Raw genomic sequence first — 17,101 nt, 5'->3', positions numbered from 1 at the left:
GGACGAGAACCGCCCTGGCCTGCACCCGGACGCGGTGCGCCGGGAGCCGGACGAGGTGCCGGACGCTCGGCGGGTGCCGAGGAGTACGGGTTGTTACCGACGCGAGGTGCCTTCGGTCCCGGACGCGGTCCGCCGGGCTTTGCGCCGGTGGACGGTGCCGCCGGAGCCGCGGGGGCTGCCGGTGCCGATGCTGCGGGAGCAGCCGGAGCCGGGCGTGCCGGCTGTGCCGGCTTCGGAGCGTTGAACGTCGGGGTGGGGACCGGCGCCGACGGTGCTGCCGGAGCAGCGGCTGCGGGAGCCGCGGGGGCTGCCGGTGCCGGAGCTGCGGGAGCAGCCGGTGCGGGTGCGGCCGGCTTGGGGCCGGGACGCGGGCCACCGGGCTTTGCAGCTGACGGCGACGGTGCGCCGGGCTTTGCCGCGGGGCGAGCCGCCGGAGCGGCTGCGCCGGTCTCGGACTTGGTTTCTGCTCCGCCTGCCGACGGGAATGACTCCCGCAGACGACGGGCGACGGGCGCCTCCACTGTGGATGACGCAGACTTCACGAACTCGCCTTGCTCCTTGAGCGTTGCGAGTAGTTCCTTGCTGGTGACACCGAGTTCTTTAGCCAACTCGTGCACGCGGGCCTTGCCTGCCACTGCTCTCCTCACTGATGAGGTCGAGCAGGAGGCATCCCACAGATGTGGGTCCCGCACGACCTCGGGTTATCGCCGATGGACGTTCATCGTTGGTGCTTCACGGTGTGCTCATGAGTGCTTGTGCCTGTTCTTCTCGAGAGGTACTGCTTTTGTGTGAACTGCGTCGACCAGCTGGTCGACAGCGGACGTGTCCAGATTTCCGGACACTCGCAGTGCTCTGCTGAATGCTCGGCGCCGCTCTGCCAGGCTCAGACAACTCGGATCCAGGTGCAGCCATGCACCTCGACCGGGGAGTCTTCGCGATACGTCGGGGACGAGCGGGGAACCCTCCGGCCCCTGCTCACCAACCACGACCCTCAACAGATCGACAGCCGACCCTTGTTCCCTGCACCCCACACACGTTCTGACCGGCGAACCGGGTTTCACGCGCGCAGAATCCGAGGACTCACGTCGAACCATTGTCCACTCTACCGCCGAACCGTCTCGATCACTGCATTCCACCGTTATCCGTTGGACGTGGCGGGCCGGTCGGACGCGTCGCCAACGGGTGCCGCATCGCTCCGAATGTCGATACGCCAACCCGTCAACCGTGCAGCCAGGCGGGCATTTTGACCCTCTTTTCCGATGGCCAACGAAAGCTGGAAATCGGGCACGATGACACGGGCCGCACGAGCCTCGGGATCGACGACAGTGACGGAGACCACTTTCGACGGGGAAAGTGCGTTGCCCACAAACGTCGCGGGATCTTCGTCGAAGTCGATGATGTCGATCTTCTCCCCCGCAAGTTCGCTCATGACGTTGCGTACGCGCTGACCCATGGGGCCGATGCATGCGCCCTTTGCGTTCAGCCCCTGCACGCGTGAGGCAACGGCGATCTTGGAACGGTGTCCCGCTTCGCGCGCGACGTTGATGATCTCGACGCTGCCGTCCGCGATCTCCGGAACCTCGAGTGCGAACAACTTGCGAACCAGGTTCGGATGGGTCCGCGAGAGGGTGATCTGGGGGCCACGGGCGCCGCGAGCAACCCCGACGACGTAGCACTTGATGCGCTCGCCGTGTTCGTAGTTCTCGCCGGGAACCTGTTCTGCGGGCGGCAACAATCCTTCGGCGCCATTGGATTCGCTGCCGATTCGAACGACGACCATCCCGCGAGAGTTTGCACGCGTGTCGCGCTGAATGACACCGCCGACGATTTCACCCTCATGGGTGGAGAACTCACCGAAACTGCGCTCGTGCTCGGCGTCGCGCAAACGCTGCAGGATGACCTGGCGTGCGGTGGTCGCCGCGATTCGACCGAATCCTTCGGGAGTGTCGTCCCACTCCTCGCCGATCATGTTGCCGTCGGCATCGGTGTCGTGTGCCATCACTCGCACCGAACCGGTCTTGATGTTGACATCGATCCGAGCGTTCTGCTTGTGCCCCTCGGTGTGGCGGTACGCCGTCAGCAGCGCGGTCTGGATCGTGGCGATCACAGTTTCGATCGAAACGCCCTTTTCGGCTTCGATCGCTCGCAACGCTGCAATGTCGATATTCACTTGTCGAACCCTTCTTCGTTTTCTACGTCTTCTAATTCTGCTTCGTCGTCTTCGACACTGTCCACGCCCGAGTCGTCGGTGAGGTCAACCGCATCCGAGGGAACTGCGCGCCCGTCCGGGATGCCGCCCGCGAGTTCCAACTCCGCCTCACTGGGCTTCGAGAACTCCACCTGAACTACGGCCTTCTGAACGTCGCCCAGTGCAATCTCTCGCACGGTCAGTCCGCCACGGCCACCGATGACAACCGCCACGGAATCGTCGTTCAACGTTCCGATACGGCCGACCACGGTCTCGCCGGCCAGATCGATACGCGCTTTGCGTCCACGAGCTCGACGCCAGTGACGCTCGAGCGTCAGTGGACGATCGATTCCCGGGGAGGTCACCTCGAGGGTGTACGGCGTTTCACCGATTTCCTCGAGGCTGTCGAAAAGTTCCGAAACGAGTCTGCTGATCTCTGCGGCGGCATCGAGTTCGATCCCGGCATCGCTGTCGACCATGATGCGCACCGCGCTGTGCTTGCCCGCACTGGTCACGACAACGTCTTCGACGTCGTAACCCTGGGCGTGCACGAGTTCGGAGATCAGCTCGATCACCCTCTCCCTGGATGGCACCGGCATCTCGCGAACTCCTCATTTCAGTTGTCGTCGATTGTCCGACTTGTGTCGACTGTCGACGTGGGCGGCTGCGAGCATGAAAAGACACCAGGTGCCTCAATGCTGCAAGCATCCAAGAGTACCGCTCATTACGCGTCTCCGTGACCAGAGTGCCCGACGCACGTCACACTTGAACACGTGCCGCGGATTCGAACGATCGGCCGACCACCTGGCACGATGGACTGGTGCTGACGCCCATGACTACTACCCCACTCTCCCGGCGGAGTGCGCTCAAGATGACGGGAACCGCAGCAGCGTTGGGCGCTGCAGCCTTCTCGTTGTCCGCCTGCACCGACACCGGCACAGCGGAGGCGGCTGCAGAAGTCGACCAGTTGACGGCCCAGGCCGAGCGAGCTCGCTCCGACGCGGCAGCCGCAACCGCCGCCATCGCTCTTGCGCCGGACAAGTCGGCATCACTGACCACGATCAGCGCCGAACGCACAGCGCATGCACTCGAACTCGACGCCGAGATTGCGCGAGCAGCGGGCGGCGGCGCTACGACCACTGCGCCCCCGTCGACCTCGGTCGCGAACGCTCCGACGGGCGTCGACACCTTGAGGACCTCGCTTAACGATTCGGCGCGCAGTGCCGCGGATCTCGCTCGCACGATGTCCGGCTATCGCGCGGGCTTGCTCGGTTCGATCAGCGCGTCGTGCTCGACCCAGGTTGCGGTGTTGCTTCCATGATCACTTCGCACACCCGTCGAACCGAGAGTTCTGCCTTGCTGACCGCAATCGAATCAGAGAATGCCGCGATCTTCGCTTACGGAGTGGTTGCCGCGTTTTCGAATCCTGCCCGTGTCAACGAAGTTGCCACACATACAGCCGCGCACCGCGCGCGACGTGATGCGCTGGTTGCCCTGTCGACCGACGCAGGCGAGACCCCGCCGACAGCCGCGGCAGCCTACGAGATCCCGTTCCCGGTGACGGACGCCGTAACCGCGGCACAACTGGCAGCACAGATCGAATCCGACACCGCCGTGACCTACCGGGCATTCGTCGAACAGGTCGATACCGACCAACTCCGCGCGTTCGGAATCGACGGCCTGACCGATGCGGCAATCCGCGGCGCCGGATGGCGGTCCGCGCTGGGAACCGCTCCGTCCACCTCAGCGTTCCCAGGGGACCCGGCTTCGTAGACTGCTGTGCGCCTTTATTAACCGCCGGCGGTTAATAAAGGCGCACAGCAGTGCTCAGGCCTTGCGATGCGAGGGCACGAACCAAGCCGCAACCACGGCCACCAACACGAAGCAACCGCCGACGCGCAGTGCAGGTGTCAGCGCATCTCCGTAGCCCAGCGGCGTGAGCGCGCCACCAGCGGCAAGGAAGACTGCGGTGAGAACCGCGATTCCCAGCGCAACACCGATCTCGCGAAGCGTCGAGTTGGTCGAACTGGCCGTTCCGTGATCAGGCTCGTCCATGTCGACGAGGACAGCCGTGGAACTCGGCGCGAAGGTCAGGCCCATGCCGATGCCCGCCATCAGTAGAGCCGGAACCAGCGAACCGTACGTCACGTCGGGACCGATCAACGCGGCCAACCAGAACAATGCTCCGGCCTGGAGCAGCAGACCGGTCAGCAGAAGTGAACGGAGCCCGACCTTCGGCGCCAGAAAACCGGCGAGAGGAGCGAAGATCATCGGCGCTGCCGTCCACGGAAGCGTCCGCAGGCCTGCTTGGAACGGGCTGTAGCCCATCACGATCTGGAGGTACTGCGACAGCAGGAACACCGCTCCGAAGATCCCGATCGAGAAGGTCAAGCCGATGACGTTCGCCATCGAGAAGCTGCGTGAACGGAACAGACGTAGGGGCATGACCGGATGTGACGTCTTCTTCTCGCGAAGAACGAACAGCGCCAACGCGACTGCGGAACCGACCAACGACGCAACCACTCCAAGCGATCCCCAGCCGTCGTCGTTGCCGTGAACGATCCCCCACACCGCCAGAAACACACCGAGTCCGGCGAGTGCGACACCGGGAAGGTCGAGAGGTTGTGTGCGACCGGTCGATTCACGCAACGCATACAACGCGAGAGGAACGGCAACGATCGCAACCGGGACGTTGATCCAGAAGATCCCCTGCCACGAGAACCCGTCGACTACCGCTCCACCGACCACGGGACCCATCGCGATTCCCAGTCCGGAGACGCCACCCCAGACGCCGATTGCCATGGCGCGCTTGGCTTCCGGTACCGCTGCGACGAGGAGGGTCAGCGAAAGCGGCATGATCGCGGCTGCGCCCGCGCCTTGAAATGCCCGGGCCGCAATCAGCAGGGCGGGAGTTGTCGACAGCGCCGAAGCGATCGATGCAGCCGTGAACAGCCCGATTCCGAACACGAACATCCGGCGGCGTCCCCACCGATCGCCGAGCGTCGTCGCCGAAAGCATCAGCGTCGCAAAGCAGAGCGTGTACGCATTCATGAACCATTGGAGCTGCCCGACGGACGCGTTCAGTTCCTTCTCGATCACCGGCAGCGCACTCGTCATCACGAGGTTGTCGAGGGTAGCCATGAACATGGGCAGAGAAGCAGCAACCATCGCTATCGCGATCGGAACCTTACGTCCTCCACTGTTTTCCGACCCGGATGCGGCGTCCGATCCGGACTTCGTCAAAACGGTCATCGTGATTCCTCGATGGTGAAGGTGCCTTAAGGCATCAATTGATTACTTAAGTCGAAACTAAGCTATCCGGTGATAACGTGTCAATATGTCGATCGGTGCAGCTGAACCACGTACCCGCAGGATGAGCGCACCGGAACGTCGCGCACTGGTCCTTGCCGCGGCAACGCGGGCATTTGCAAAGGGCGGATACTCCGGCACCAGCACGGACGCCGTCGCCAAGGAAGCCGGCGTCTCGCAGCCCTACGTCGTGCGCATGTTCGGGACCAAGGCAGATTTGTTCCACGCGGTGTTCACGCGTGCGCTCGACGAAATCGTCCGCACCTTCAACGACAAATTGGACACCGTCACAATCGATCCGAGCAATCCGCAGTTCTGGGCCGAACTCGGATCCGCCTACGGCGAGCTGGTCCTCGATCGAGACCTGCTGCTCGTCATGTTGCACGGCTTCGCAACCAGCACCGACGACGTCGCCGCCGTGTCCCGGACCGCCATGTCCGGCATCTACACCTTGCTGCGCGAGCGCACCGGTTGCACGCCCGAGCAAGCCCGCTTGTTCATCGCGAACGGCATGCTGATCAACAATCTGCTCGCAATGATGGCACCCGAACACGCCGAAGAAGATCCGGCCCTCGGCGAACTCTGGGGCAGCGTCTTCAGCGACTCGACTGCGATCACTCTCACCGGCGACGAATCCTCGAGCGAAACCGACACCGTTTCCTGACCGGTCACTGGGAAAAACTACACACATGTGACTGAGGACACCCTACAGTCGATCCGACATGTCTCCGGGAAACCCAGACGAAAAGGACCGACGGTGGATCTCGCACAACGCCTCGACGCGCTCGAACAGATCGAGGAAATCAAGAAGCTCAAACATGGCTACTGGCGAGCATGTGACGCCAAGGATCCGGTTCGGTTCCGCAGCAGCTTCATCCGTTCAGGAGCGTCGATCGACTACGGCCGTCTCGGCGCGTTCGACGACGCCGGGCCGATGGCGGACATCTTCGAGAAGATCGCTCTTCGCAAGGTCGACGGCCGGTACGCGGTACTCGACATGCATCACGGATTGCATCCCGACATCACACTGACCTCGGAGACGTCGGCAGTGGGGCGATGGACCCTGCAGTTCCGCCAGGTCGACACTGTCGGACGCACCGAGAAGTTGATGACCGGCGAATACGACGACAAATACGTGATCGAGGACGGTGTGTGGAAAATGAGTCAATGTCACTTCACGGAGACGTGGTCGATCACCACTCCCCTGTCCCCCGACACTGATATCCCTGAGGGTTCGTTGGGAGGCCCCCGATGACCACGTCGACAAACGGCAAAGTAGCGCTCGTGACCGGCGCGAGTAGGAGCGTCGGTAAAGGCATTGCACTCGCACTGGGAAGCGACGGATGGACGGTGTACGTGACGGCCCGAGGCACCGTCGGCGCCGACAGCCCGCTCGATCGCACCGCAGCGGAGATCACCGAGCGCGGCGGTCACGGCATTGCCGTGCAGTGCGATCACGCCGACGATCAACAGATCGTCGACCTGTTTGCACGCATCGCCGAGGAACAGTCAGGCCGCCTCGATCTTCTGGTCAACAACGTCTGGGCCAACCCGGCGGGCTATGCCGGCTTCGCCGATCCGTTCTGGAAGAGGCCGATCGACGATTGGGATTCGCTGATCGGAATCGGACTGCGCGCCCACTACGTTGCTTCGGTGGAAGCGGCGAAGTTGATGGTCCCCCGGGGCAGTGGAGTGATCGGCAATATCTCGTCATTCGGCACCCGCGGGTACCTGCACTCTGTCCTGTACGGGATGTCAAAAGCAGGTTTGGACAAGATGGCCGCCGACATGGCTGTCGAATTGAAGGGAACCGGCGTCACCGCACTTTCCTTCTGGCTCGGGTTGATCCGCAACGAGCGGATGGAGGCGAGTGGGATCGAGAGCTTCGAAGGCTTCTCACTGGCCGAGGCCGAAACCCCGGAATTCGTCGGCCAGGTCATCACTGCATTGGCCAACGATCCAGAAGTGAACGCGCGCAGCGGTCACACACTGATCACCGCCGAGACGGCCGTCGAGTACGGAATCACCGACGCCAACGGGAAACAACCTGCGTCACACCGCAGTGCCTTCGGTGGCGGCCCGCTTTTCTGAATCATCGGTGGCGGTGGTCGCGTCGCGTGCCGGCACAGCACGCGGCGCTGCCACTCGCGCCTTCAGGGCAAGCCAGGCACACCCGATGACGACGACGCCGCCGGCCACGATCGAGGGTGACAACGCCTCACCGAGTATCAGCGCCGACCAGGCAATGCTGAGCACCGGTTGAACCAACTGTGTTTGGCTCACAGTGGAAATGGGACCGATCGCCAGACCCCGGTACCAGGGAAAGAACCCGAGAAACATACTCACGCATCCCAGGTAGGCAAACGAAAGCCACGAATTCACATCGGCAGAAACCGGAGCCTGGGCCATGGACGCCACCGTCAACGCAATCGTGACCGGCAGTCCGAGAATCAATGCCCAGGCAATCGTCTGCCACGACCCGATCTCGCGGGCCAGCAACGCACCTTCCGAATATGCCAGCGCTGCACACACAACCGCGGCGAACAGAAGAAGATCAGCGAGATGAAACGAGCCGAGTCCGCCGTTTGCGACGGCCACGAACCCTACGACCGATACCGCGCCGGCGGCGCTTGCCCACCAGAATCCCTTACTGGGACGCTCTTTTCCTCGGACGACGGCAAATACCGCGGTCGCAGCGGGAAGTAGTCCGATCACGACTGCCGCGTGACTCGCCGGCGATGTCTGCAACGCAAACGTGGTGAACAGTGAAAACCCCAGTACCGCGCCAACGGTCACGAGTGCGATGCGCAACCACTGCCGAAGCGTCGGAAGCGTCGCGCGAGTAACCGACAGCATCACAATCGCAAGGGCCCCGGCAACGACGGCGCGGCCCGCGCCGACGAACAGGGGGTCGAGATCCGCGACGGCGACCCTCGTGAGCGGAACGGTGAACGAGAACGCCAGAACACCGAGCAAGCCCCACCACAAACCGGATCGAGACGATGGCATCGGTAGCGGTGCCCGTGACGTGACGATAGCGCTACTCTTCATACTCATATTCAACGATAGCAGTAGCGCACCAACCTGCGAAACTGGTATTTCAGGCGCGAACCCGTGTGCAGGAGATCGAAATTGCACCGAGCAGTCCGACGAGCGCGAAAGCGTAGAAGCCCCACGGCACGGCGTAACCCGCACCCAGGAGAACTCCGCCCAGAATCGGGCCACAGATCGCACCGACCCGGCCGACACCCGCCGACCATCCGAGCGCTGTCGCGCGAATCTGCGGTGGGTGATTGGCGCTCGTGAAGGCGTAGACCAGTACCTGTGCACTGAAAACGAAGCATCCGGCGAGGAAGACCATCACGTAGATTCCGAACGACACCTTCACACTCAGAAGCGCCAGGAACAACGCTGCTCCCGTGAACCACACGATGGCTGCAGTCCGCGGGCCGATCTTGTTCGCGACGCCCCCGGCGATCAACAGTCCGACGACGGCTCCGGCATTGAGGATCAGAAGGAACGTCAACGAGGCTCCGAGGTTGTAACCGGCCTCGCGCATGATCGTCGGAAGCCACGTGTTCAATCCGTAGACGAGCAGCAAGCCCATGAAACTGGTGATCCAGATGGCGATGCTGTTGCGCAGGAACTTCGAAGAGAACAGTGCGCGAACGGGGTTGGCGGCTTCGGCGCGCCCAGCTTCGGACGTAGGCGCAGCCTCGAGCTCGACACCGTAGCGGGCAGCGATTTCCTCGGCCTCGGCACGCTTTCCGTGAGCGAGAAGGTACGACGGGGATTCCGGCAGATACCGCAACATGAGTGGAATCAGGACGACGGCAGGAAGTGCGCCGACAACGAACATCGCTCGCCAACCGAAAGGTTCGATCACGACGAGCGCCAGCGCGGCGGTGGCAACGGCGCCGACGTGATAGCCGGTCATCAGCATGGTCGACGCAGATCCACCGCCTTGTTTCTTCGAGAATTCGTTGACCAGAGCCAATGCCGTCGGAAGGGCGCCACCCAGTCCCACCCCGGCGAGGAAGCGCAGCAGACCGAAGATGAACGGATTGGGCGCAATTGCGCACAACAGAGTCAGAATCGAGAATGCGGCAACGGCGTACAGCAGCGCGCGGCGTCGACCGATGACGTCAGTGAGAGTGCCGATCACGAGGGCGCCGATGGTCATGCCGATGAGCCCGAAGGTCGAGATCATCGTGATCGTGCCGGTACTCAATCCCCACGCGTCGTAGTCGAGAAGTGAAGGAATGACCGCGCCGAGTACGACCAGATCGAATCCGTCCAGAAGCACAGCTATCCAACACAACGGTGCTACCCACATTGCGGCACGCGCCCCAGGCGAACCGGTGATCGAACTCGATTGCGTATGCGGTGCGGTCATCGGATCCTCGACATTCACTGCTTGTGGGCGTTCGCTACCGGTTCAGATCCAGTAGTCCAGATCGAGATCTGTTCGCATTGCGAACGCATGTTCATAATGAGCACATCGATTGTGTACGGAGTCACAACGCCATGTCAAACGTCGCGGTAATCTCGAGGAATGGCACTCTCCGAAAATGAGCGTGAACAGTTTCTGGCCGAACCCCACATCGGGGCGCTGTCCGTAGCGGACGGCACCGAACGCGGTCCGTTGACCGTCCCGATCTGGTACCTGTACTCACCCGGTGGCAAACCATGGATCCTCACGGGCAAGGATTCACGAAAGGCACGACTCATCGAGTCGGCCGGGCATTTCTCGTTGATGGCCGAAAGGCTCGATCCGACAATCCGTTACGTCAGCGTCAGCGGATCCGTCGACAAGATCGTTCCGGGCACCGACGAGATGCTGGTCGAAGTCTCGCGGCGATACCTGACCCCGGACAAGGTCGACGGATATCTCGAATTCGCGCGATCGCAGTTGGGCGAGCAGGTAGCGATCTACATGAATCCGCAGCACTGGCTGTCTGCGGATCTCGGGGCGATCTGACACTTCACCGAAAAGCGAAGGCTCGGCGCGCCGGAGTGGCGCGCCGAGCCTGACCTGCATTCGAGTGTTCTCGGTATCAGCTCTCGGTGAAGAAGCGCACCCGATTGAGGCGATGACCGCTCGCCTCGAAGCCGAACAGGGCGATGGCCGGTTCCCCGCACACGATTACGCTCGCCGTCACAGTTCGACCGGCAACCAGCATCTTGCTCTTCGTCACGCCGGTGAGCAGAGCGTTGACGTCAGCATTGGACAACTGCGTCCCCGCCGGAAGCTCGACGGGTACCGGCGGCGTTCGACCGACAGCGGCCGCATCGAGGAACCGCGAAGCCGCCTTCTTGCCTTTGTCTCCGACTCCGAAGATGCCGCGCGAGAATCCGAGCGCTCCGCCGATCCCCTGGTTCGAGAGCAGCTGCGGGGTCAATTTCGCGGCAGCCTTCACCCCGGCAACGCCGGCGGTAGCGAGCTGGCTCAGCATCGTTGCCAATTCCCAATGCGCATAGAGGGTTCCGATCCGCAAGGAATCGGGCTCCCCCACCAAGTCGTAGCGCAAATGCATCGGCACGTCGAGGACGACTCCGGTCGACATCTCGGTAGCGAGGCTCAGATCGCGCCACACTGTGCGGCCGCACACGATATCGCGCTCGACGTGGAAGGTGATCGAATTGGGGGCGATGAACGTGTCGTAAAAACTCTCGATCGCCGCCTGCCCGTTATGCGGACGTGAACCTACAGGGTCGTTGATCTGGCCGTCTTCGGCAAACAGCGCAACCCAGGTCGAGCGATCATGCGCGCCGACGGCTTTCGGGGATCCCTCCACGACGGCCATCAACTGCTCACGCACCACCGGCGCGGTCATGCGCGCATCTCGTATGCACCGTCGTACGCCTTGACCTGCTGCCACACCCGGTCGAAGCGTTCACTGTCCACAACAGGCTTCCGCACTGCGGCCAAGGCCCACTTCTGCTGCTCCGGCGTCGACGACGGCTTTCCGTGCAGTGCGATCGCGTATCCCGAGAAGTCGCGAATCTGGAAGTCGAAGATCTGATCGACAACGTCGGCGTCGAGTCCGCTGATCTCGGCCTGCTCGAGAATCAGATGACCGTAGACGACGAGGGAGAACAGGTGCCCGACATTGAGCATGAAATCGAGATCCTTCTGCTGCTGCGCGTCCGGCGCTGCGGCAGTGAGCAATTCGGTGAGTGCGATCGCCTGCTCGTAGAAACGAGCGACGTTCGGGATCGAAGAGTGCTTCTCGTAGACGGGCTTCCACTCGTGGAACTGGATCTTCGCAGCGCCGCGGGTCGGTCCCTGATTCCAGAAGAACTCGTCGTCGGCTGCGTCGTCGCGCGTGACGATCTCCGGGAACTCCGCGGGGTTGAACAGGTAGTTCGGCAAGAACTTGAGGATCAGGCCGACGTTGACGTGGACGGTGCCCTCGAGCTTGGGCAGCGTGCCGATCATCTGCGCTGCTTCACGGAAGTACGTGGACTTCTCGTACCCCTTTGCCGCGATCACGTCGTGCAGCAACCCGACGACCTTTTCACCTTCCGAGGTGACCTTGGCCTTGGTCATGGGATTGAACAGCAGGTAGCGACGGTCTTCGAGGCTGGCGCTGCGGAAGTAGTCGACCGCCCGCGCGCTGAACTGTTTCATCGCGATCAGACGTGAGTACGCGTCGACGAAGGCGGCGCGTACATGGGCGAAGTCGGTGACCGGATTACCGTAGAGAATTCGATTCTGCGCGTGAGTGATTGCTTCGAAGAACGCATGTTCGGTGATCCCGATGGAGCCGGTGCACAGGTTGAACTTTCCGACGTTGACCGTGTTGAGCGCGGCCTCGAATGCGGCGACGCCGGTGTGCAGAATGTCTTCCTCGCGCACCGGGTAGTCGTCGAGGCGGAAATTGCTGACGTACATTTGGCCGCGCAGGACATTGTCCACAAGCTGATAGTTCGGATGTGCACTGTCGGCGACGAAGAACACGTAGCCTTCGGGACCCTCGACGTCGGTACGACGCCCGAACACAGACACCATTCCGGCTACGTTGCCGTTTCCGATGTAGTACTTCTCGCCGCTCGCGCGGAAGGCGACGTCGCCGTCGGTGGGAGTGAGAAGCATGTCGGTGGAGTACACGTCGGCGCCGCGATCACGCTCGGACAGGCCGAACGCCATGACACCACCGTCGACGAGTTCCTGCGCTGCACGCTTCTTCGCTGCGTCGTTGTCACTCATCCAGATCGGTCCGAGTCCGAGGATCGTGACCTGCCAGGCGTACCAGTAAGCGAGTCCGTAGAAACCGAAGATCTCACTCAAGGCCGCGTTGCGGGCACCGTCCCAACGACGGTTCTCGTCACCGTCGGCGAATGCCGCCGGAGTCTGGAACGTCGCGAACAACTTCTCCTTGCCGACGAACTCGAGAAAGTCGGAGACCCACACTGCGTCGAGGTCGTCCTGAAGCAGTTGCTTCTTGCCGCGGTTCTCGAACCATTCGATGGTGGCTCGCAGCAAACGGCGGGTCTCCGGATCGAACTGAGCGGGGTCGTAAGTATGGGGGTTGAAGAGCAATCCATCGGTGCCAGACACGTCATTACCTTTCGTCGATGACGCTAAACTACCAGCGGGTAACTTTCCGCGGTGCGATTCATGGAAGACCTGCGATTCTTCGCGAATGCCACAGGTCCATCGGATTCCACGTGCCCGCCCGAGCACGCGTGATCGGATAGCACGCCAATCCCAGCAACAACGCAGACATGTGGCCGATGGCGGTGAAATTGGTGGCGAAAATCAGAGGTACACCGTAGAAGACCAACAGCCCCGCGAGATAGACGTATCGCCACGGATCGACGATGCGGTACACCAGAATCCCCATGATGCCGGCCAGACCGTAGCTCACTCCCACGTCGAGAGTGTTGACCGCCGACTCCGCCACGTATCCGTGCCGAATACCTTCGTACAGAACACCTTCGCTGATGTACGTGGCTCCGACGTGGGCGATGACGACAACACACAGCCACCGCCACGTCCCGAGCCAACGCTCAGCCGTTGCATGAAAGATGGTGAAGAGAAGCAGGTATCCCAACCAACCGCCACCTTCGAGCCAGAAGGCACTCGAGAACAGGACTCGTAGCGGGTCTTCGGCCAGGTGATGCAGATTGGTCGAGCGCTTGCCGAGAAAACGCTCCTCGACATTGTCAGGCAGATGCCGCAGGAACAGTGTGGTGAACAGCAGGGCCAGCAACCAGACGTAGGTACCGGGAGCACTGCGCACCCATCGCCATGCCGCCTTTGCTGCCCCCAGCATCCTCACCGCTTCGAGTCTGCGCTCACTCGTTCACTACTGCAACGGCAAACCCGTCCCATCCCTTCGAACCCACGGTTTGAATGGCGGTGCCGTCGAGTTTCGGCTCGGCCGCGATCATCTCCAACACCGCTCGGCTCGCTTTGACGCGCTCATCGTCGATATCCGGGTTGGACACATGTCCCCCACGCACCACGTTGTCCACGATGATGACGGTTCCGGGATGCGAAAGGGCCAACGCCCACCGCACGTACTCGGTGTTGTTCTCCTTGTCGGCGTCGATGAAGACCAAGTCGAAAGGTCCCAACTCTTCCTTCGCGATCGACGGGAGGCTGTCGAGCGCAGCCCCGACGCGGATGTCGACACGGTCAGCCAAGCCGGCGCGCTCGATATTCGCCCGAGCGACATCCGCATGGGTGAGATCGAATTCCAGCGTGATGACTTGGCCCGAGGGGCCGACCGCGCGAGCGAGCCAGATCGTGCTGTATCCGCCGAGCGTTCCGATCTCGAGGACATTGCGCGCCAAGCACATTCGCGCCAGAAGGTTGAGGAGCTTGCCCTGGTTCGGCGCCACGTCGATCGGAGGGAGGCCGGCCTCGGAGTTGGCGGCGAGTGCCGCGTCGAGAACCGGATCTTCACCTACCAACGTGGAGACAAGGTAACCGTCGACTTCTGCCCAATCCGGTTCGCGTTCCATAGCCACGATTGTGGCAGAAAAGAAGGGCCGCCGCAGACACCTCGGAAGGTGGCTGCGGCGGCCCAGACGACTATTCGAATCAGCCGCGAACTGCGCTGATGATCTCCTCGATCGCCGAGACGGCGTCGATCTCACGGCTCTCGCCGGTGAAGCGGTCGCGAATCTCGACCTTGCCGTCGGCCCAACCACGGCCGACGACAACGATCAGCGGAACGCCGATCAGCTCGGAGTCCTTGAACTTCACGCCCGGCGATGCCTTGCGGTCGTCGAGGATTACTTCGAGTCCGGCACGGTCGAGTTGCGCGGCGAGGCCTTCGGCGCCTTCGCGTGCAGTCTCGTCCTTGTTCGCGATGACGAGGTAGACGTCGGCCGGTGAAACTTCGGCAGGCCAGCGCAGACCCTTCTCGTCATGGTGCTGCTCGGCAATGACGGCCACCAGACGCGAGACGCCGACGCCGTACGAACCCATGGTCGGGCGGACGGGCTTGCCGTTCTCGGCGAGGACGTCGACGGTGAAGACATCGGTGTACTTGCGGCCGAGCTGGAAGACGTGCCCGATCTCGATACCGCGAGCCGAGACCAGCGTGCCGGCGCCGTCGGGAGAGGCGTCGCCGTCACGAACCTCGGCGGCTTCGATGGTTCCGTCAGGGGTGAAGTCGCGACCGGCAACGAGGCCGACCACGTGCTTGCCGTCTTCGTCGGCGCCGGTAATCCAGCTGGTGCCGTCGACGACGCGCGGGTCGACAAGGTAGCGAACGCCGTTGGCCTGCAGTGCCTTCGGGCCGATGTAACCCTTGGCCAGGAACGGGTTGTTCTTGAAGTCGGTCTCGGTGATCATCACGAACTCGGCCGGCTCCAGCGAAGCTTCGAGGCGCTTTTCGTCGACCTCACGGTCGCCGGGGATGCCGATACCGAGCAGTTCCCACTCGCCGCCGGGCAGGCGGGTCTTGACCATGATGTTCTTGAGAGTGTCGGCGGCGGTGATGGTGCGGCCGAGGTCGGCACCGTTCGCCCAGTCCACGAGCGTGTCGATGGTGGGTGTGTTCGCGGTGTCGTACACCTTGGCTTCGGGCAGCCCGTCGAACGGAATCGAGTCGGGAACAACAGTCTTGACGGCCTCGACGTTGGCGGCGTAGCCGGATTCGAGGCAGCGCACGTACGTGTCTTCGCCGATCTCGCTCTCGGCAAGGAACTCCTCGGACGCGCTGCCGCCCATCGCACCGGAGGTCGCCGAGACGATGACGTATTTGACGCCCAGACGCGTGAAGATCTTCTCGTAGGCACCGCGGTGCGCCTGGTACGACTCCGTCAGGCCTTCGTCGCTGAGGTCGAAGGAGTACGAATCCTTCATGAGGAACTCGCGACCACGCAGAATGCCCGCACGCGGACGCTCTTCGTCGCGGTACTTGGTCTGCACCTGGTACAGGGTGACTGGGAAGTCCTTGTACGAGTTGTACTCACCCTTGACCGTCAGAGCAAAGAGCTCCTCGTGGGTCGGGCCGAGCATGTAGTCGTTGCCCTTGCGGTCCTTGAGGCGGAACAGGTTGGGGCCGTACTCGGTCCAGCGGTTCGACGCCTCGTACGGATCGCGCGGGAGCAGAGCAGGCAGCAGAATTTCCTGCCCACCAATGGCATTCATTTCTTCGCGGACAACACGCTCAACCTCGCGCAGCACCCGCAATCCCAGCGGCAACCACGAGTAGACGCCTGGAGCGATACGACGCACGTAGCCGGCACGAACCAGCAATTTGTGGCTGGCAACTTCGGCGTCCGAGGGATCGTCACGCAGGGTACGCAGGAACAGGTGGGACAGACGGGTAATCACGAGGTGTAAGGATAGTCGCCGCAGTCGGCCGAGCGGGCCTCGGTACGGTTACAGCGTGCTTGTACTGCTGCCTCCCTCAGAAACCAAGTCCGACGGCGGCAAGGATGCGCCCCTCGATCTGGCCGAACTGTCGATGCCACACTTGACCGAAACGCGCGAATTGCTGGTTCAGACGCTGGTCGATCTGGCCGCTGACGTCGAGGCGTCGTGCGAAGCGCTCGGGCTCGGTCCGACGCAAGCAGACGAAGTGGAACGCAACGCCAAGCTGTGGGTGTCCGCGACGCGGCCCGCGCTGCAGCGCTACACCGGGGTGCTCTTCGACGCCCTCGACGCCAAGTCGTTCACCCGTGCCCAGAAGGCCAAGGCTCTCGATCGGATCGCGATCGGCTCCGCCCTGTTCGGTGCAGTCCGTGCGGGAGATCTGATCCCCGCCTACCGCCTTTCCGGCGGGTCCAAGCTGCCCGGGATGGGCACGCTCCGCTCACTGTGGAAGCCGGAGTTGCCGAAGGCCTTGGCGGCCGAAGCCGACGGCCTTGTCATCGATCTACGGTCCGGCACCTACCAAGACCTCGGACCGGTTCCGGACGCACTGATCGCAACGGTCCTCACCGAGAAGCCGGACGGCACCCGCACTGTCGTCAGTCACTTCAACAAGCACCACAAAGGTCTGCTCGCCCGTGCGCTGGTGGTCTCGCGTGCCGAACCGACCGACATCAAGGGGGTTGCGCGGGTGGCGTCGAAGGCGGGCTTGCGCGTCGAAATCGCGTCGGAGCGTGAATTGATCATCCTGACGGATTGATGGC

Annotated in this window: 19 protein-coding genes; 7 read left to right on the top strand and 12 right to left on the bottom strand. The window is 62.6% G+C overall.

Annotation, left to right across the window (positions count from 1 at the left end; genetic code table 11):
• From H7C86_RS11430 to rimP, 4 genes are all read right to left on the bottom strand, one after another.
• Window positions 1–635 (bottom strand): translation initiation factor IF-2 N-terminal domain-containing protein (locus H7C86_RS11430; protein WP_259349086.1); only part of this gene is annotated, 635 nt, incomplete at its 3' end.
• A gap of 108 nt (window positions 636–743) precedes the next feature.
• A complete protein-coding gene (locus H7C86_RS11425) occupies window positions 744–1,094 on the bottom strand; it encodes a YlxR family protein (RefSeq protein WP_019748063.1) in 351 nt (116 codons plus the stop codon).
• A 44-nt stretch (window positions 1,095–1,138) separates the two neighbouring features.
• Complete coding sequence (gene nusA, locus H7C86_RS11420; protein ID WP_003942738.1) at window positions 1,139–2,170, bottom strand: transcription termination factor NusA; 1,032 nt, start codon at window positions 2,168–2,170, stop codon at window positions 1,139–1,141.
• Window positions 2,167–2,787, bottom strand: a complete 621-nt coding sequence (rimP, locus tag H7C86_RS11415) for a ribosome maturation factor RimP (RefSeq protein ID WP_182261064.1) — start codon at window positions 2,785–2,787, stop codon at window positions 2,167–2,169. Before rimP ends, nusA begins: the two co-directional genes overlap by 4 nt.
• 272 nt (window positions 2,788–3,059) lie before the next feature.
• On the opposite strand from rimP, the gene H7C86_RS11410 reads away from it, so the two are divergent.
• Both H7C86_RS11410 and H7C86_RS11405 read left to right on the top strand, forming a co-directional pair.
• Window positions 3,060–3,509 (top strand): hypothetical protein, encoded by a 450-nt coding sequence (locus H7C86_RS11410; RefSeq protein WP_031331238.1) that lies wholly within the window; start codon window positions 3,060–3,062, stop codon window positions 3,507–3,509.
• Window positions 3,506–3,961 carry a ferritin-like domain-containing protein gene (locus tag H7C86_RS11405; RefSeq protein WP_078377414.1) on the top strand — a complete coding sequence of 152 codons (456 nt, stop codon included), beginning with the start codon at window positions 3,506–3,508 and terminating at the stop codon, window positions 3,959–3,961. Before H7C86_RS11410 ends, H7C86_RS11405 begins: the two co-directional genes overlap by 4 nt.
• Before the next feature lie 54 nt (window positions 3,962–4,015).
• Here the strand turns inward: H7C86_RS11405 and H7C86_RS11400 are convergent, their stop codons facing one another.
• Window positions 4,016–5,440, bottom strand: coding sequence for an MFS transporter (locus tag H7C86_RS11400; RefSeq protein WP_182261065.1), 1,425 nt, complete (start codon window positions 5,438–5,440; stop codon window positions 4,016–4,018).
• An 85-nt stretch (window positions 5,441–5,525) separates the two neighbouring features.
• Here H7C86_RS11400 and H7C86_RS11395 point away from each other — a divergent pair, with 85 nt between their 5' ends.
• The 3 genes from H7C86_RS11395 (at window position 5,526) to H7C86_RS11385 (ending at window position 7,588) form a co-directional block, all read left to right on the top strand.
• The gene (locus H7C86_RS11395; protein ID WP_020969397.1) at window positions 5,526–6,161 is read left to right on the top strand and encodes a TetR/AcrR family transcriptional regulator; all 636 of its coding nucleotides are present in this window, start codon (window positions 5,526–5,528) and stop codon (window positions 6,159–6,161) included.
• Between the two features lie 93 nt (window positions 6,162–6,254).
• Window positions 6,255–6,752 carry a nuclear transport factor 2 family protein gene (locus tag H7C86_RS11390; protein WP_182261066.1) on the top strand — a complete coding sequence of 166 codons (498 nt, stop codon included), beginning with the start codon at window positions 6,255–6,257 and terminating at the stop codon, window positions 6,750–6,752.
• On the top strand, window positions 6,749–7,588 hold the full coding sequence (locus H7C86_RS11385) for an SDR family NAD(P)-dependent oxidoreductase (protein ID WP_029255177.1): 840 nt from the start codon (window positions 6,749–6,751) through the stop codon (window positions 7,586–7,588). The genes H7C86_RS11390 and H7C86_RS11385 overlap by 4 nt, the downstream gene beginning before the upstream one ends.
• Here H7C86_RS11385 and H7C86_RS11380 read toward each other — a convergent pair.
• Together H7C86_RS11380 and H7C86_RS11375 are read right to left on the bottom strand one after the other, a co-directional pair.
• Complete coding sequence (locus H7C86_RS11380) at window positions 7,550–8,506, bottom strand: DMT family transporter (RefSeq protein ID WP_070386731.1); 957 nt, start codon at window positions 8,504–8,506, stop codon at window positions 7,550–7,552. The two genes, H7C86_RS11385 and H7C86_RS11380, sit on opposite strands and share 39 nt — an antisense overlap.
• A gap of 91 nt (window positions 8,507–8,597) precedes the next feature.
• Window positions 8,598–9,893 carry an aromatic acid/H+ symport family MFS transporter gene (locus H7C86_RS11375; protein ID WP_099697944.1) on the bottom strand — a complete coding sequence of 432 codons (1,296 nt, stop codon included), beginning with the start codon at window positions 9,891–9,893 and terminating at the stop codon, window positions 8,598–8,600.
• Between the two features lie 159 nt (window positions 9,894–10,052).
• On the opposite strand from H7C86_RS11375, the gene H7C86_RS11370 reads away from it, so the two are divergent.
• Window positions 10,053–10,478, top strand: coding sequence for a pyridoxamine 5'-phosphate oxidase family protein (locus tag H7C86_RS11370; protein ID WP_020907428.1), 426 nt, complete (start codon window positions 10,053–10,055; stop codon window positions 10,476–10,478).
• 76 nt (window positions 10,479–10,554) lie between these two features.
• On the opposite strand, the gene H7C86_RS11365 is transcribed toward H7C86_RS11370, so the two are convergent.
• From H7C86_RS11365 to H7C86_RS11345, 5 genes are all read right to left on the bottom strand, one after another.
• Window positions 10,555–11,334, bottom strand: a complete 780-nt coding sequence (locus H7C86_RS11365; RefSeq protein ID WP_021333004.1) for a nuclear transport factor 2 family protein — start codon at window positions 11,332–11,334, stop codon at window positions 10,555–10,557.
• A complete protein-coding gene (locus tag H7C86_RS11360; protein WP_182261067.1) occupies window positions 11,331–13,061 on the bottom strand; it encodes an acyl-CoA dehydrogenase family protein in 1,731 nt (576 codons plus the stop codon). Before H7C86_RS11360 ends, H7C86_RS11365 begins: the two co-directional genes overlap by 4 nt.
• Before the next feature lie 58 nt (window positions 13,062–13,119).
• The gene (locus H7C86_RS11355; RefSeq protein ID WP_182261159.1) at window positions 13,120–13,779 is read right to left on the bottom strand and encodes a rhomboid-like protein; all 660 of its coding nucleotides are present in this window, start codon (window positions 13,777–13,779) and stop codon (window positions 13,120–13,122) included.
• Between the two features lie 22 nt (window positions 13,780–13,801).
• Entirely contained in the window at window positions 13,802–14,473 is a 672-nt protein-coding gene (locus H7C86_RS11350; protein ID WP_182261068.1) for an O-methyltransferase, read from the bottom strand.
• Window positions 14,474–14,552: 79 nt separating this feature from the next.
• On the bottom strand, window positions 14,553–16,298 hold the full coding sequence (locus tag H7C86_RS11345) for a proline--tRNA ligase (RefSeq protein WP_182261069.1): 1,746 nt from the start codon (window positions 16,296–16,298) through the stop codon (window positions 14,553–14,555).
• Window positions 16,299–16,353: 55 nt separating this feature from the next.
• On the opposite strand from H7C86_RS11345, the gene yaaA reads away from it, so the two are divergent.
• Window positions 16,354–17,097 carry a peroxide stress protein YaaA gene (gene yaaA, locus H7C86_RS11340; RefSeq protein WP_182261070.1) on the top strand — a complete coding sequence of 248 codons (744 nt, stop codon included), beginning with the start codon at window positions 16,354–16,356 and terminating at the stop codon, window positions 17,095–17,097.
• Window positions 17,098–17,101 lie beyond the last annotated feature (4 nt).

This window comes from Rhodococcus sp. UFZ-B548 (genome assembly GCF_903819475.1).
Classification (GTDB): domain Bacteria; phylum Actinomycetota; class Actinomycetes; order Mycobacteriales; family Mycobacteriaceae; genus Rhodococcus_F; species Rhodococcus_F erythropolis.
Note: the sequence above shows the minus strand (reverse complement) of the source record. Positions and strands in the feature narration are given on the sequence as shown.

Coding starts and splice junctions, on each gene's coding strand:
- H7C86_RS11425 (WP_019748063.1), bottom strand. CDS start 1,094: ATGGTTCGACGTGAGTCCTCGGATTCTGCGCGCGTGAAACCCGGTTCG.
- rimP (WP_182261064.1), bottom strand. CDS start 2,787: ATGCCGGTGCCATCCAGGGAGAGGGTGATCGAGCTGATCTCCGAACTC.
- H7C86_RS11410 (WP_031331238.1), top strand. CDS start 3,060: ATGACGGGAACCGCAGCAGCGTTGGGCGCTGCAGCCTTCTCGTTGTCC.
- H7C86_RS11405 (WP_078377414.1), top strand. CDS start 3,506: ATGATCACTTCGCACACCCGTCGAACCGAGAGTTCTGCCTTGCTGACC.
- H7C86_RS11400 (WP_182261065.1), bottom strand. CDS start 5,440: ATGACCGTTTTGACGAAGTCCGGATCGGACGCCGCATCCGGGTCGGAA.
- H7C86_RS11395 (WP_020969397.1), top strand. CDS start 5,526: ATGTCGATCGGTGCAGCTGAACCACGTACCCGCAGGATGAGCGCACCG.
- H7C86_RS11385 (WP_029255177.1), top strand. CDS start 6,749: ATGACCACGTCGACAAACGGCAAAGTAGCGCTCGTGACCGGCGCGAGT.
- H7C86_RS11380 (WP_070386731.1), bottom strand. CDS start 8,506: ATGCCATCGTCTCGATCCGGTTTGTGGTGGGGCTTGCTCGGTGTTCTG.
- H7C86_RS11375 (WP_099697944.1), bottom strand. CDS start 9,893: ATGACCGCACCGCATACGCAATCGAGTTCGATCACCGGTTCGCCTGGG.
- H7C86_RS11370 (WP_020907428.1), top strand. CDS start 10,053: ATGGCACTCTCCGAAAATGAGCGTGAACAGTTTCTGGCCGAACCCCAC.
- H7C86_RS11365 (WP_021333004.1), bottom strand. CDS start 11,334: ATGACCGCGCCGGTGGTGCGTGAGCAGTTGATGGCCGTCGTGGAGGGA.
- H7C86_RS11355 (WP_182261159.1), bottom strand. CDS start 13,779: ATGCTGGGGGCAGCAAAGGCGGCATGGCGATGGGTGCGCAGTGCTCCC.
- H7C86_RS11350 (WP_182261068.1), bottom strand. CDS start 14,473: ATGGAACGCGAACCGGATTGGGCAGAAGTCGACGGTTACCTTGTCTCC.